Below are 15,517 nucleotides of genomic sequence, written 5' to 3' on the forward strand. Positions count from 1 at the left end.
TTAGCTGACTAACTTTAAACCCGCAGCGTAGACATATATAAAGGCCATCTGGTATCAATTCACGCCACGGGTAAAAACTTCACTAGCCTTATGCCTTCAGGCAACTAGACTCAAGCTCTATTGAGCTGCGGGCTACGCAGGCTAGGACTGAGACGCAGCATGTCAATGCAGGTGTCGACCCAGGTTTCGGCTTCTTTATAGAGTTCAAAGCAGTCGGGAACCAGCAGCCATTGCCCAAGAATACCGTCTATATAGGCGTGCAAAGCGATTGCCGCACGACGGGCATCCAGGTTCGAAGGGAGTTGTTCGCGATGGACTGCATTACTCAGCGTGAGCTCGATCCGGCTGTTACAGTCAACACTTGCCATTTGGCGTTGACGGCGCAAATCGCACATTTCGTCAGTGAATTCGCACTTATGAAACAAAATCTCATTGATACGCCGAGTTTTCGGATCAGTCGCCACCTGACGAAACAGATGAACCAACAAACTGCGCAAGCAACCCAGCGGATCAAGCTCCTCCTGGCTCTCGCTCGCTTTGGCCAGCTCTTCCAAAGGTTCACGCAGACTGTCCAGCATGGCCTGAACCAGGTCAGCCTTGTTGCTGAAATGCCAGTAGATAGCGCCCCGGGTGACACCCGCCAACGCAGCGATATCAGCCAACGTGGTGCGGGCAACCCCTCTTTCATAAAAGGCCTGCTCGGCTGCTTCGAGGATTTTGCTCCGGGTTTCCTGAGCTTCTTCTTTGGTACGACGCACCATAACAATCACAACCTCAATCAGGAGGGTCTGGACAATTTCAGTTCGGTATCCAAACCGGCATCGGGTGGCGTTTGTTCTGCCTTATCCCGGTCTACTACGGACTCAAAAATGGACTCTGGAACGCTGCTTGCGACAGATTCCCACTGTTTACAAACAGACATGAATGTAAGTATATTCCTTAGCAAGCTCTTTATCCACCCGGAACAGCTTTCTATACCCTTCCACTATTCTTGTGCGCTTTCGCGTGCCTGACCCGAGGATCTTCATGCAATTTAAGCCAGCTGTTACCGCTCTGGTTGCTGCCATCACCCTAGCTTCGCTGCTCAGCGGATGTAAGAAGGAAGAGGCAGCACCTGCCCCACAAACCCCTCAGGTCGGCGTCGTGACGCTGAAAACCCAACCATTTACCTTGACTACCGATCTTCCTGGTCGAACGACTTCATACCGTTCGGCAGAAGTCCGCCCTCAAGTGAACGGCATTATCCTTAAGCGCTACTTCAAAGAAGGCAGCGACGTTAAAGAAGGCCAGCAGCTGTATCAAATCGATCCGGCGATCTACGAGAGCAGCGTGCTGAGCGCCAAGGCGACCCTGCAATCGGCCAAATCCCTGGCTGATCGCTACAAGCAACTGGTTGCAGAGCAAGCCGTGAGCCGTCAGGAATACGACAACGCCGAAGCTGCTCGCCTTGAAGCCGAAGCTGCATTGAAAACCGCTCAGGTAAACCTGCGCTACACCAAGGTCCTGGCGCCGCTGTCAGGTCGTATTGGTCGCTCGCTGTTCACTGAAGGCGCACTCGTAACCAGTGGCCAGGCCAATGCATTGGCCGTGATTACTCAACTGGACCCGATTTACGTAGACGTGACCCAGTCCTCGGTAGAGATGCTGGAACTGCGTCGCGACCTGGCAGATGGCCGTCTTAAAAAGGCCGGTGAGAACGCTGCCAAGGTCAAACTGACCCTGCCGGACGGTAGTGAATACCCACTGGAAGGTCGTCTTGAGTTCACCGAAGTCTCGGTAGACGAGACTACCGGTTCCGTCACCCTGCGTGCGGTGTTCCCGAACCCTGACAGCGTTCTGTTGCCTGGTATGTTCGTTCACGCCCAACTGGAAGCGGGCATCAACAGCGATGCCATTCTGGCCCCACAAATTGGCGTGACCCACAACGCCAAAGGCGAGCCAACGGCCCTGATCGTCGGTCCGGACAACAAAGTTGAGCTGCGTGTGTTGCAAGCAACGCGCACGGTTGGCAGCGACTGGCTGGTAGAAAAAGGCCTGAACGCCGGTGACCGTCTGATTACAGACGGCCTGCAGTACGTCCGTCCAGGCGCTGAAGTCAAAATCATGGACAAGACTCCAGGCGCAACCCCGGCATCGGCCCCGGCCACTGATAAAGCTTCGGGCAGTAAAGGGGAATAAACCATGTCGAAATTTTTTATCGACCGTCCAATTTTCGCCTGGGTAATAGCCCTGGTGATCATGCTGGTCGGGGCTTTATCGATCCTCAAGCTGCCGATAAACCAGTACCCGAGCATCGCACCACCGGCCATCTCGATTTCCGTGACCTATCCGGGTGCTTCGGCACAAACCGTACAGGACACCGTGGTTCAGGTGATCGAGCAGCAACTTAACGGTATTGACCACTTGCGTTACGTGTCATCGGAAAGTAACTCCGACGGCAGCATGACCATTACCGTAACGTTCGACCAGGGTACCAACCCTGACACCGCTCAGGTCCAGGTCCAGAACAAGCTGAACCTGGCCACCCCGCTGCTGCCGCAAGAAGTGCAGCAGCAGGGTATCCGGGTTACCAAGGCAGTGAAAAACTTCCTGATGGTAGTCGGCGTGGTGTCCACCGACGGCAGCATGAACAAGGACGACTTGTCGAACTACATCGTCTCCAACATGCAAGACCCGCTGTCGCGGACGGCAGGTGTGGGTGACTTCCAGGTGTTCGGTGCTCAGTACGCCATGCGTATCTGGCTGGACCCGGCCAAGTTGAACAAGTACAACCTGACCCCGGTGGATGTTAAATCCGCGATCTCGGCGCAGAACGTACAGGTGTCTTCCGGTCAACTGGGTGGTCTGCCTGCGCTGAAAGGCCAGGAACTGAACGCAACGATCATTGGTAAAACCCGCCTGCAAACCGCAGACGAGTTTAAAAAGATCCTGCTGAAAGTGAACACCGACGGCTCTCAGGTTCGTCTGGGTGATGTCTCCGAAGTGGGCCTGGGCGGTGAGAACTACAGCATCAGCGCCCAGTACAACGGTAAGCCATCTTCCGGTATTGCAATCAAACTGGCGTCTGACGCTAACGCTCTGGACACAGCCAAAGCCGTTCGCAAAACCATTACTGACCTGGAACCCTTCTTCCCGCCAGGGATGGAAGTCGTATTCCCGTATGACACCACTCCGGTGATCTCGGCCTCTATCAAAGGGGTTGTTGAAACACTGGTAGAAGCAGTCGTGCTGGTGTTCCTGGTGATGTTCCTGTTCCTGCAAAACTTCCGCGCCACCATCATCACCACGATGACCGTACCGGTTGTATTGCTGGGTACCTTCGGGATCCTCGCCGCTGCAGGCTTCAGCATTAACACCCTGACCATGTTCGGTATGGTCCTGGCCATCGGCTTGCTGGTGGACGATGCCATCGTTGTGGTGGAAAACGTCGAGCGGGTAATGGCCGAGGAAGGCCTGCCGCCCAAAGAAGCCACCAAGAAGTCCATGGGCCAGATTCAGGGCGCTCTGGTAGGTATTGCCCTTGTACTGTCGGCGGTATTGCTGCCGATGGCGTTCTTCGGTGGTTCCACCGGTGTGATCTACCGTCAGTTCTCGATCACCATCGTATCGGCCATGGCCCTGTCGGTTGTGGTCGCCCTGGTGTTCACCCCGGCTCTGTGTGCCACGATGCTCAAACCGATCACCAAGGGTGATCACGGTCAGAACAAGCGTGGGTTCTTCGGCTGGTTCAACCGTACCTTTGACAGCGGCGTACGCGGCTACGAAAAAAGCGTAGGCAGCATTCTGCGCCACAAAGCACCGTACCTGCTGGCCTATGTCCTGATCGTTGTGGGCATGGTGTTCCTGTTTACCCGCATTCCGACCTCCTTCCTTCCGGAAGAAGACCAGGGTGTACTCTTTGCTCAGGTTCAAACCCCACCGGGTACCTCAGCCGAGCGGACTCAGGAAGTCATCGACCGGATGCGTGAATACCTGCTGACCGATGAAACATCGGCGGTGTCTTCGGTATTTACCGTGAACGGCTTCAACTTCGCAGGTCGCGGCCAAAGTTCGGGTCTGGCATTTATCATGCTCAAACCGTGGGGCGAGCGTGATGCCGACAACAGCGTGTTTGCGCTGGCAGCACGTGCCCAGCAGCACTTCTTCACTTTCCGCGATGCAATGGTGTTTGCGTTTGCTCCGCCAGCGGTCATGGAGTTGGGTAACGCCACCGGTTTTGACTTTTTCCTTCAAGACCAGGCAGGCATTGGCCACGAGAAATTGCTGGAAGCGCGTAACCAGTTCCTCGGTATGGCTTCGCAAAGCAAAGTGCTGGCGGGAGTGCGTCCAAACGGCTTGAACGACGAACCTCAGTACAAACTGATCATCGACGATGAAGCCGCACAAGCGCTGGGCGTGAGCCTGGCGGACCTTAACAGCACGCTGTCCATCGCGCTGGGTGCCAGCTACGTCAACGACTTCATCGACCACGGCCGGGTGAAAAAGGTGTTCCTGCAAGGTACCGCCTCCTCCCGTATGAGCCCGGAAGACCTGAAGAAGTGGTACGTGCGTAACGATCAGGGAACCATGGTGCCGTTTTCGGCCTTTGCCAAGGGCGAGTGGATTTACGGCTCACCCAAGCTGTCGCGTTATAACGGCGTAGAAGCCATGGAAATTCTGGGTACACCGGCACCGGGCTACAGCAGTGGTGAGGCCATGGCCGAGGTTGAAGCCCTCGCCAAGAAACTCCCGGCAGGTGTGGGTATCTCTTGGACAGGTCTGTCTTACGAGGAACGTTTGTCGGGCTCGCAAGCCCCTGCCTTGTACGCGATTTCCTTGCTGATGGTCTTCCTGTGTCTTGCCGCACTGTATGAAAGCTGGTCGATTCCGATCGCGGTCATGCTTGTTGTACCGCTGGGGATTATTGGTGCACTGCTGGCTACCAGCCTGCGTGGCCTGTCCAACGACGTGTACTTCCAGGTAGGTCTATTGACGACAATCGGTCTGGCAGCGAAAAACGCCATTCTGATCGTCGAATTTGCCAAGGAGCTGCATGAACAAGGGCGTAGTCTGTACGATGCCGCGATTGAAGCGTGCCGGATGCGTCTGCGACCGATCATCATGACGTCCTTGGCGTTCATCCTCGGTGTCGTGCCGCTGGCCATCTCCCACGGCGCAGGCTCGGGCAGCCAGCACGCCATTGGTACAGGTGTCATCGGCGGTATGCTGAGTGCGACCCTGCTGGCTATTTTCTGGGTGCCGCTGTTCTTTGTTGCCGTCTCCTCGATTGGCAATAAAAAAGACACTGAGCAAAAAGAAGAACTGACTAACACTCCAAACAAAGAGGCTGGCCAATGAGCAAGTCGCTTCTCGCAGTAGCGGTTGCAGCGTTTACGCTGAGTGGCTGCTCGCTGATACCGGACTACCAGCGCCCTGAAGCGCCGATAGCCGCGCAATACCCGCAGGGCCCGGCCTACTCGCCGAACGAGGCGCCAAACCAGGCCGCTGCAGAACAAGGCTGGCGTCAGTTTTTCCATGACCCTGCCCTGCAACAGCTGATCCAGACAGCGCTGGTCAACAACCGCGACCTTCGGGTCGCGGCGCTGAACATCGACGCCTACGCCGCGCAGTACCGCATCCAGCGTGCGGACCTGTTCCCGGCTGTAACGGCAGATGCCAGCGGCAGCCGTCAACGCACCCCGGCGCGCATGTCGCAAACCGGCAAGGCAGGCATTAGCAGCCAATACTCTGCGACCCTTGGGGTCAGTGCGTATGAGCTGGACTTGTTCGGACGTATCCGCAGCCTGAGCGATCAGGCTCTGGAAAACTACTTCGCCACCGAAGAAGCCCGCCGTTCCACCCAGATCAGTCTGGTGGCCAACGTTGCGACCGCTTACCTGACCTGGCAAGCGGACAAAGAGCTGCTCAAGCTGACTGAAGACACCCTCAAGGCGTTCGATGAAAGCTACAAGCTGACCCTGCGCAGCAACGAAGTGGGCGTAGCCTCGGCACTGGAGCTCAGCCAGTCGCGCACGTCAGTGGAAAACGCCAAAGTTCAATTGGCCAAGTACACCCGTCAGGTTGCTCAGGATGAAAACAGCCTGGCCCTGCTGCTCGGCACTACCGTCCCGGACAATCTGCCGCCAGCCAAACCGCTGTCGGCTGATTTGCTGACCCAAATGCCAGCGGGCTTGCCGTCTGACTTGCTGCAACGTCGTCCGGACATCCTTCAGGCCGAGCACCAATTGTTGGCGGCCAACGCCAACATTGGTGCCGCACGCGCCGCGTTCTTCCCGAGCATCAGCCTCACCGCCAATGCCGGGACCTTGAGCCCAGACCTCTCGGGTCTGTTCAAGGGCGGTTCGGGCACCTGGCTGTTCTCGCCGCAGATCAACCTGCCGATCTTCAATGCAGGCGCTCTGCGCGCGAGCCTGGACTACTCGAAAATCCAGAAGGAAATCACCGTCTCGCAATACGAGAAGGCTATCCAGACGGCATTCCAGGAAGTCTCTGACGGCCTGGCCGCACGTCAAACCTACAACCAGCAGTTGCAGGCGCAAGCTGATTTCGTTAACGCCAACCAGGACTACTACCGTCTGGCAGAGCGTCGTTATCGGATTGGTGTCGACAGCAACCTGACCTTCCTTGATGCACAGCGCTCGTTGTTCAGCGCGCAGCAGGCGTTGATTACCGATCGCCTGTCGCAGCTGACCAGCGAAGTCACGCTGTACAAAGCGCTGGGCGGTGGCTGGTACGAGCAGACCGGGCAAAACCGGCCTGTATCGGACAAGCCACCAAAGGCTTGATAGCGACCCGATAAAACAAAAAACCCGCCACTTGGCGGGTTTTTTGTTGGTCATATGATTATTCCCGGGACTCGACGCCCAACTCGTCCCACACCGACTCCGCCAAATGGAAGGTCGCATTGGCCGCCGGAATGCCGCAGTAGATCGCGCTCTGCATGATCACTTCTTTGATCTCTGCACGGGTCACGCCATTGTTGGCCGCGGCGCGCAGGTGCAGTTTGAGTTCTTCGCTGCGGTTCATGCCGATCAGCATCGCAATGGTAATCAGGCTGCGGGTATGACGTGGCAATCCAGGCCGAGTCCAGATATCCCCCCACGCATGGCGGGTGATCATTTCCTGGAATTCGCTGTTGAACTCGGTCAGGGCGTTCAGGCTGCGGTCGACGTGTGCATCGCCCAGCACGGCGCGGCGTACGCCCATGCCCTCTTCATAACGTTGTTTCTCGTCCACAAAACGCTCCTTAAACCGCTTGTTGGGCTAACAAAAACGCCAGCACCCGCTGGCTGAACGCATCACCGGCCTGCACGTTGGATAAGTGCGCCGCGTAGAACTCTGCGTACTCGGCACCGGCCACGTGTTCCTGAATGAAATGGCTGCCCGAAGGCGGCGTCACGGCGTCTTCGGTGCCTGCAATCACCAGCGTCGGCACGCGAATCGCGCCGAGCTGATCACGAAAATCGGCATCACGCACCGCCGCGCAGTTGGCGGCATAGCCCTGCGGCGAGGTGGCCGCCAGCATGTCAGTAATGCGCTTGGCTTGATCTGGGTGGGCCTGGGCGTAATCTGCGGTAAACCAGCGGGCAATCGACGCATCACGCAACCCGGCCATCGCCGCGGCACCGTCACGCAACACCATTTCAATTCGCGGGTTCCACACCGACGACTCACCGATCTTGGCCGCGGTGTTGCACACCACCAGCGAGTGCAGGCGTGAGCCGGCATAAATGCCCAACCACTGGCCAATCAGGCCGCCCATCGACAAGCCGCAAAAATGCGCACGCTCAATATGCAGCGCATCGAGTAACGCCAGTACATCGCCGCCCAACTGCTCAATGCTGTACGGGCCTTCGGTCACCAGCGACTGGCCATGGCCACGGGTGTCGTATCGCAGTACCTGAAAATGCTCCGCAAACGCCGGAACTTGCGTCGCCCACATGCCCAAGTCCGTGCCCAATGAGTTGGACAACACCAACACCGGGGCGCCTTTCGGGCCATCGAGTTGGTAGTTGAGTTCACCTTCTGCCAGTTGTACACGCCCCACGGCCATCTCCTTTTTAGACTGCCAACGCAAAATGTTCAGCCCGTGCCCGCTCGACCCACGTCGTCGCTTGCCCCAAGTAATGAGCAGGATCAAGCAAGCGATCCAGTTCGGCTCCCGATAACTGCGCGGTAATTTCGGGCTCATCGCCCAACACTGCTCGCAGGTGCCGATGCTCGGCCACGGCCCGCTTACAGCATTGCTCCAACAAGTGATGCGCGGTTTCGCGCCCCACTCGCTGCGCCAATTCAATACTCACGGCTTCGGCCAACACCAGACCGTGGGTCAAATCGAGGTTTTGCGCCATGCGCTCGGCATCCACTTCCAGCCCCTGGGCAATATTGAGGGCTTGAGCCAACGCACCCGCAACCAAACAGCAAATCTCTGGGAGGGTTTCCCACTCGGCATGCCACAAGCCCAAACTGCGCTCGTGTTCTTGAGGCATGGCGCTGAACAAAGTGCTGAGCAGCCCCGGAACCCGCGTCGCTGCGCTGATCAATACGGCAGAACCCACCGGATTGCGCTTGTGCGGCATGGTCGAGGACCCGCCCTTGCCCGGCGCAGAAGGCTCGAAAACTTCCGCCGCTTCGGTCTGCATAAGCAAACTGATGTCGCGGCCCATCTTGCCCAGGCTACCCGCCACCAACCCGAGTACCGCACCGAACTCCACCAGACGGTCACGCTGGGTGTGCCAGGGCTGGTCGGGCAACGCGAGCTTCAACTCGGCGGCCAACGCGTGCGCCACGGGTAACGCTTGCTCACCCAGCGCGGCTAAAGTGCCCGAAGCACCGCCAAACTGCAGGCTCAGCAAACGCGGTTTTAACGCTTGAAGCCGCTGACGGCTGCGCGTAACGGCGCCCAGCCAACCGGCGATTTTCATCCCCAAGGTCACGGGCGTTGCTTGCTGCAACCAAGTGCGACCCGCCAAAGGCGTGGTGGCGTAGCGCTGGGCCTGTTGCGCGAGGACTTCGCCCAACTGCTGCAAATCCTGCTCGATCAGTTCGAGAGCGGCACGCAGTTGCAGCACTAGCCCGCTGTCCATTACGTCCTGGCTGGTGGCGCCCAGGTGCACATAACGCTCGGCCTCGGGGCTGACGCTGGCAATCTGCTTGCCAAGCATTTTCACCAGCGGGATGGCCGAGTTGCCAGCGCTGGCAATGGCCAGCCCCATGGCTTCAAAGTCGTAGAGTTCGGCGCGGCAAGCCGCTTCAATCGGTGCAACTGCTGACGACGGAATCAACCCTGTACTGGCTTGAGCCCGAGCCAGGGCGGCCTCGAAGTCGAGCATGGCTTGAACCCGGCCATGATCACAAAACACCGCGCCCATGGCCTTGCCCGTGAAATAGGCGTCGAACAGTTGGTTACTCATAAACCTTCCTTTGCAGGCGCGCACCGCACATCGGCGCGCGCAAACTCATCACAAATCGTGATGCAGGTATTTAGGCTGCTTCGGCAAACGGAAACTAAACAGGAAGGCGATGGCCATCATGACCGTCACGTACCAGTAAAAGGTGTTTTCCATGCCCATGGACTTCAGGCCCAAAGCCACATATTCCGCCGAACCACCAAACACTGCGTTAGCCACGGCGTAGGCCAAGCCCACACCCAGCGCCCGCACCTGTGGCGGGAACATCTCGGCCTTAACCAAACCGCTGATCGAGGTGTAGAAGCTGACAATCGCCAGCGCCAGAGTGATCAACACAAAGGCCAGAAACGGGCTGGTTATGGTTTTCAGGCTGAGCAAAATCGGCACGGTGCACAACGTGCCCAAGGCGCCAAACCAGAGCATAGAATTTCGGCGGCCGATTTTGTCGGCGAGCATGCCGAACAAGGGCTGCATGCACATATAAAGGAAGAGCGCGCCGGTCATGATGTAACTGGCGGTTTTGGCGTGCATTCCGGCGGTGTTCACCAGGTATTTCTGCATGTACGTGGTAAAGGTGTAGAAAATCAGCGAGCCGCCAGCGGTGTAGCCGAGCACGGTGATAAACGCAGCCTTGTGGTCACGAAACAGCGCCGCGATGCTACCGGCGTCCTTGTCTTCACGGGATTCAGCGCTGGTGGTTTCTTTCAGGGAGCGACGCAGCAACAACGAGATCACCGCCGCGATGGCGCCAATCACAAACGGGATGCGCCAGCCCCATGCGCGCAGTTCTTCTTCTGACAGGATCTGCTGAAGAATCACCACCACCAGCACCGCCAGCAATTGCCCGCCGATCAGGGTGACGTATTGGAACGAGGCAAAGAAACCACGCTGTCCCTTGAGGGCAACCTCACTCATGTAAGTGGCCGTGGTGCCATATTCACCACCCACCGACAGGCCTTGAAACAGCCGCGCAAGCAACAGTAATGCAGGTGCCCACGCACCAATCGAGGCGTAAGTCGGCAAAAAGGCGATGACCAATGAACCGGCGCACATCATCATCACCGCGATCATCATTGAGTTCTTGCGCCCGTGCTTGTCGGCCACCCGGCCAAACAGCCAGCCACCGATAGGACGCATCAAGAAGCCCGCCGCAAACACACCGGCCGTGTTCAGCAACTGCACCGTTGGGTCATCGGAAGGGAAAAAGGCAGGCGCAAAGTAGATTGCACAGAACGCGTAAACGTAAAAATCGAACCATTCGACCAAGTTACCCGAGGAGGCACCGACGATCGCGAAGATCCGTTTTCTACGTTCTTCTCCTGTGTAGTGAGTGTCTGTTGTCATGATTTTAGACTCATCTGTTCAGTTATTTTCAGACATACCTTGCAACAAGTACCCCGCAACCACAATGCGCCAAACGATTGAGTCCTTAATCGCCTGGCGCGTCGTCAGGGCAAATCAGACCCGCTCTATCGCCAGCGCCAAGCCTTGGCCGACCCCTACACACATAGTAGCCAGACCTTTTTTACCGCCGGTTTTTTCCAGTTGGTGCAGGGCCGTCAGCACCAGCCGCGCACCGCTCATGCCCAGCGGATGGCCCAACGCGATGGCGCCGCCATTGGGGTTAACCTGCGGCGCATCATCCGCCAGCCCCAACTCACGCAACACGGCCAACCCCTGGCTGGCAAAGGCTTCATTGAGTTCGATGACATCAAAGTCACTGACCGCCAGGCCCAGGCGTTCAACCAGTTTGCGCACCGCAGGCACCGGGCCAATGCCCATCACCCGTGGTGCAACCCCGGCGCTGGCCATGCCCAGCACCCGTGCGCGGGCAGTCAGGCCATGACGCTTGACCGCATCAGCCGAGGCCAGAATCAACGCCGCAGCCCCGTCGTTGACCCCCGAGGCATTGCCGGCGGTGACGGTTTTGTCCGGGCCGTTGACCGGTTTGAGTTTACTCAGGGTGTCGAGGCTGGTGTCGGCACGCGGGTGTTCATCGCGCTCAACCACGCTTTCGCCTTTTTTGTGGGCGATACGTACCGGCACAATCTCTTCAGCAAAATAGCCCGCCGCCTGTGCAGCCGCTGTGCGCTGCTGGCTGCGCAGGGCAAAGGCGTCCTGGTCGGCGCGAGAAATCTGATAGTCATCGGCCACGTTGTCGGCGGTTTGTGGCATCGCATCGACACCGTATTGAGCTTTCATCAACGGGTTGATAAAACGCCAGCCAATGGTGGTGTCTTCCAGCTTCATGTTGCGCGAGAACGCGGCATCCGCCTTGCCCATCACAAACGGTGCCCGCGACATCGATTCAACGCCCCCGGCAATCGCCAGCTCCATTTCACCGCTGGCAATGGCACGGAACGCCGTACCAATCGCGTCCATCCCCGAGGCACACAACCGATTGAGGGTGACGCCGGGGATGCTCTCCGGCAGCCCGGCCAGCAACGCCGCCATGCGCGCGACGTTGCGGTTGTCTTCACCCGCCTGGTTGGCGCAACCCAGAAACACTTCGTCGACTTCGTCCCATTTCACCGTGGGGTTGCGCTCGATCAGCGCCTTGATCGGCGTTGCCGCCAGATCATCGGCACGAACGGCCGACAAGCCCCCGCCAAAACGGCCAATGGGGGTGCGAATCGCGTCACAGATAAACACTTCACGCATCACGCTTCTCCTGGTGTCTGACCGTGGGCCAGGGCCGTGCGCGCTTCCAGGTCACGCAAAGCGCTTAGCTCAACGTCGGTCGGCTCGGCGGTTTGCTCAACCTTGTCGGCAAAGCGAATCGCCCAGCCCGTTGCCGCCACGACTTGTTCACGCGTCACGCCGGGGTGCAAGGCGGTGACCACGAATTCGTTGGTCTGCGCTTCAGGTTCCATGATGCACAGATCCGTGATGATCCCCACCGGCCCTGCGCCTGGCAGGCCCAAACGCTTGCGCGAGTCGCCGCCTTCGCCGTGACCGACCGAGGTAATGAAGTCCAGTTTGTCGACAAACGAACGGGCCGATTGCTTGAGGATGATCAGCACGCTTTTGGCCGAGCCCGCGATCTCGGGTGCGCCGCCCGCGCCCGGCAGGCGGACCTTTGGATGGTGATAGTCACCGACCACAGTCGTGTTGATGTTGCCGAAGCGGTCTACCTGAGCGGCACCCAAAAAGCCGACGTCAACCCGACCACCTTGCAACCAGTAGCGGAAAATCTCGCTGGTGGAGACGACCGTGTCAGCCGTTTCGGCCAGCTCACCGTCGCCAATCGACAGCGGCAGCACATTAGGCTTGGCGCCAATCGGGCCAGACTCGTAAATCAGCACCACATCCGGCGACGAGGTCAGGCGCGCCAGGTTCGCAGCCTTCGAAGGCAGGCCAATGCCGACAAAACACACCGAGCCATTTTTCAAACGGCGGGCGGCGGCAACGGTCATCATTTCGTTGGTGGAGTAAGCCATTATTTTGCCTCCGAAGCGCGGGCCAGCTTGGCCTGGAACTCACTAAAATTGGCGGTGCCGCGGATGTATTCGTTTATCCATGCGGTAAAGGTTTCGCGGTCACGGGCAATCGGGTCCCAGGCCTGATAGAAACGGTTATCACGCTCGGTGTAACCATGTGCGTAGGACGGATGCGCACCACCCGGCACGTGACACACGGCGCTCAAAGCCCAGGTTGGCAGGACGCAGGCGTTCATCGGCGCCTGCAAGTCATCGACAATCTCTTCAACCGTCACGATGCAGCGCTTGGCGGCCAGGGCGGCCTCTTTTTGCACGCCCAAAATGCCCCACAACAGCACGTTACCTTTGCGGTCAGCCTTTTGCGCGTGGATCACCGTGACGTCAGGGCGCACCGAAGGCACCGCCGCCAGCACTTCGCCGGTAAACGGGCAGGTAACGGTTTTGATCAGCGGGTTGACCTTGGGCAAGTCGGAACCTGCATAGGCGCGCAGTACCGCGAATGGCAGGCCCGAAGCGCCTGCGACATAGGCATTGGCCAGGTCGGCGTGGCTGTGTTCTTCGATTTCCAGCGGTTGCGGCCACTGTTTTTCGACGGCATCGCGCAGGCGGTGCAACGAACCGACACCAGGGTTGCCGCCCCAGGAAAAAATCAACTTTCGTGCACAGCCGGCGCCGATCAATTGGTCGTAGATCAAGTCAGGTGTCATACGAACCAACGTCAGGTCTTTCTTGCCCTGACGAATGATTTCATGACCTGCTGCGGTCGGAATCAAGTGAGTGAAACCTTCGAGGGCGACCGTATCACCGTCATTCACAAACTGTTTCACGGCGTCGTGTAACGAAATGATTTCTGCCATGAGGGGTAGCTCCCGTTTCTTGTTTGCCACTGAATAGAAAACGGTGCGTCGAGCGGCACCGGACTGTCAGCAGGTTAAGCCGCCCTCCCGGCTCAAACAATCCGATAATCGACGATGTGTTCGGTAATCGAACACATAGTTAGCCTGCTTGGAATTGTCTAAAAGGCGGCTCAAAGGCTGCGATTTTTTAAGATCAAAAGATCGCGAGGCAAGCTCGCTCCTACAGGGTTCGTGTGATTAACGTTGGTGTCAGGTAAACAACTGCGCGCTCAGTTCGCGGCTTGAACTGAGCATGATCGGCAAAAAGCGCTGCTCCAGTTCTGTGCGTGACACGCGCCCGGCGTGGGTGCTGACGTTCAGGGCTGCCAGTACCTGGCCGGAAGCGTCGTACACGGGTACGGCAATCGAACGCAGCCCCTGCTCCAGTTCTTGATCGACAATGCACCAGCCCTGCTCGCGGACTTTCTGCAAGCATTCAAGCAACGCCTCGGGGGTGTGCAGGGTGCGACTGGTTTTGGCCTGAAATTCAGCATGGGCCAGGTATTCGTTGAGGGTCACATCATCAAGGGCTGCCAGCAAAATACGCCCCATCGACGTGCAATACGCAGGCAAACGACCGCCCACTGAAAGGTCGACGGAAATCAGCCGCTGGGTGGTGGCCGAACGGGCGATGTAGAGGATGTCGTCACCTTCGAGCGTCGCCATGTTGCAGGCTTCGTGCAGTTGCTCGCTCATGCGGTCCAGATACGGCTGGGCCGACACCGCCAGTGGTGTCGACGACAAATAGGCATGGCCGAGCGTCAGCACTTTGGGCAGCAAGGAATAGGTCCGGCCATCGGTGGTGGCATAGCCCAGTTTGATCAAGGTATACAAACAGCGCCGTACTGCGGCGCGCGGGATCTCGGTTCGATGGCTGATCTGGGCAATGGTCAGGTGCCGTTTACGCTCCTGAAACGCCTGCACCACGGCCAGCCCCCGGGCCAGCGAGGCCATAAAGTCGGGGTCGCCGGTAAACGCCTGAATACGTTTGGCTGGTGACGCCACAATCGGTGGCGCCAGGCCAGTCACTGCATTGCGCAATTGCTCACTCATACCCTATCCCCCTGATGTCGCTTTTATTGTTATTACAGATCGGCCCCGGTAACAACAGACACACGGCAAATGCAATATTGGCCGATTATCGAACCGACGACCGATAATCGCAACATCCTCCCCCTTCATCATGGATATGAATGCGACGTAGGCAACGCCTCATGATCCTGTGGGTTTAATAAAGTTCCATTGCCGTACTTTATAACTACAGATAACACCTGCGTCTGATTTCCATTAAGCTTTTTTTACCGGCTACACTGCGACAAACAGCCTCCCCCACTCATTGGAGTGCATCTTCCTTATATGCCCGGTCAATTAAGCTGACGGTAGCGCTCAACAACTTGACACTACATTTACCTTCACCCGTATTAATAGTTCTAAAAAATGCCAGAAGCTGTTCATTCCCTGAATTTTTGCAACAAAGTTTGCACTTGGAAGTTGACGGACCTAAAGCGCTTCGGCGATAGTAGACGCCTTACTCAAGCCTTTATGGCCCGCAAGTAATTGAATGCACAGAGTCAAGCATTCCCGCCTTTTGGATCCAACCCGCTCGTTGAACTCAATAGGCCGAAAGGCTTAACTTCCAAGTGCGACCTGAATTGTCCACCCTCTGGGGTGAGCACTTAAGTGCAGCAGCGCTCATGTGTTAATTAATGACGTTGCCGCGTGCACAGAGTGGTTGATTTAACCTTGACGTTGCTTATAGATATCCGTCTAA

12 protein-coding genes are annotated in these 15,517 nt (G+C 57.7%); 3 read left to right on the top strand and 9 right to left on the bottom strand.

Translation table 11 applies throughout. The features are described 5' to 3' along the window. Positions 1-110 precede the first annotated feature (110 nt). A complete protein-coding gene (locus tag AAEZ03_RS11015) occupies positions 111-761 on the bottom strand; it encodes a TetR family transcriptional regulator (protein ID WP_123751945.1) in 651 nt (216 codons plus the stop codon). Between the two features lie 265 nt (positions 762-1,026). Between AAEZ03_RS11015 and AAEZ03_RS11020 the strand changes: the two genes are divergently transcribed. The 3 genes from AAEZ03_RS11020 to AAEZ03_RS11030 are packed head-to-tail and all read left to right on the top strand — an operon-like array spanning position 1,027 to position 6,785. Further along, positions 1,027-2,178, top strand: a complete 1,152-nt coding sequence (locus AAEZ03_RS11020) for an efflux RND transporter periplasmic adaptor subunit (RefSeq protein WP_048369498.1) — start codon at positions 1,027-1,029, stop codon at positions 2,176-2,178. Positions 2,179-2,181: 3 nt separating this feature from the next. Next, entirely contained in the window at positions 2,182-5,337 is a 3,156-nt protein-coding gene (locus tag AAEZ03_RS11025; protein ID WP_123751944.1) for an efflux RND transporter permease subunit, read from the top strand. Then, positions 5,334-6,785, top strand: coding sequence for an AdeC/AdeK/OprM family multidrug efflux complex outer membrane factor (locus AAEZ03_RS11030; protein ID WP_153433710.1), 1,452 nt, complete (start codon positions 5,334-5,336; stop codon positions 6,783-6,785). The genes AAEZ03_RS11025 and AAEZ03_RS11030 overlap by 4 nt, the downstream gene beginning before the upstream one ends. A gap of 58 nt (positions 6,786-6,843) precedes the next feature. Here AAEZ03_RS11030 and pcaC read toward each other — a convergent pair whose 3' ends face one another. The 8 genes from pcaC to pcaR all read right to left on the bottom strand — a co-directional run bounded on the left by pcaC (position 6,844) and on the right by pcaR (position 14,799). Further along, positions 6,844-7,236, bottom strand: a complete 393-nt coding sequence (pcaC, locus tag AAEZ03_RS11035) for a 4-carboxymuconolactone decarboxylase (RefSeq protein ID WP_048369492.1) — start codon at positions 7,234-7,236, stop codon at positions 6,844-6,846. A gap of 10 nt (positions 7,237-7,246) precedes the next feature. Further along, the gene (gene pcaD / locus AAEZ03_RS11040; RefSeq protein WP_350578479.1) at positions 7,247-8,047 is read right to left on the bottom strand and encodes a 3-oxoadipate enol-lactonase; all 801 of its coding nucleotides are present in this window, start codon (positions 8,045-8,047) and stop codon (positions 7,247-7,249) included. A gap of 13 nt (positions 8,048-8,060) precedes the next feature. Then, complete coding sequence (locus AAEZ03_RS11045; protein ID WP_350578481.1) at positions 8,061-9,413, bottom strand: 3-carboxy-cis,cis-muconate cycloisomerase; 1,353 nt, start codon at positions 9,411-9,413, stop codon at positions 8,061-8,063. 48 nt (positions 9,414-9,461) lie between these two features. After that, positions 9,462-10,754, bottom strand: coding sequence for an MFS family transporter (locus tag AAEZ03_RS11050; RefSeq protein ID WP_153335696.1), 1,293 nt, complete (start codon positions 10,752-10,754; stop codon positions 9,462-9,464). 114 nt (positions 10,755-10,868) lie between these two features. Next, complete coding sequence (gene pcaF / locus AAEZ03_RS11055) at positions 10,869-12,074, bottom strand: 3-oxoadipyl-CoA thiolase (RefSeq protein ID WP_173430588.1); 1,206 nt, start codon at positions 12,072-12,074, stop codon at positions 10,869-10,871. Beyond that, on the bottom strand, positions 12,071-12,853 hold the full coding sequence (locus AAEZ03_RS11060) for a CoA-transferase subunit beta (RefSeq protein WP_278941485.1): 783 nt from the start codon (positions 12,851-12,853) through the stop codon (positions 12,071-12,073). The genes pcaF and AAEZ03_RS11060 overlap by 4 nt, the downstream gene beginning before the upstream one ends. Next, the gene (locus AAEZ03_RS11065; protein WP_123751940.1) at positions 12,850-13,707 is read right to left on the bottom strand and encodes a CoA transferase subunit A; all 858 of its coding nucleotides are present in this window, start codon (positions 13,705-13,707) and stop codon (positions 12,850-12,852) included. The genes AAEZ03_RS11060 and AAEZ03_RS11065 overlap by 4 nt, the downstream gene beginning before the upstream one ends. A gap of 249 nt (positions 13,708-13,956) precedes the next feature. Further along, positions 13,957-14,799, bottom strand: coding sequence for a pca regulon transcriptional regulator PcaR (gene pcaR / locus AAEZ03_RS11070; protein ID WP_048386546.1), 843 nt, complete (start codon positions 14,797-14,799; stop codon positions 13,957-13,959). Positions 14,800-15,517 lie beyond the last annotated feature (718 nt).

The sequence above is a fragment of the Pseudomonas sp. HY2-MNA-CIBAN-0224 genome (assembly GCF_040310285.1).
GTDB classification, from domain to species: Bacteria; Pseudomonadota; Gammaproteobacteria; order Pseudomonadales; family Pseudomonadaceae; genus Aquipseudomonas; species Aquipseudomonas helleri.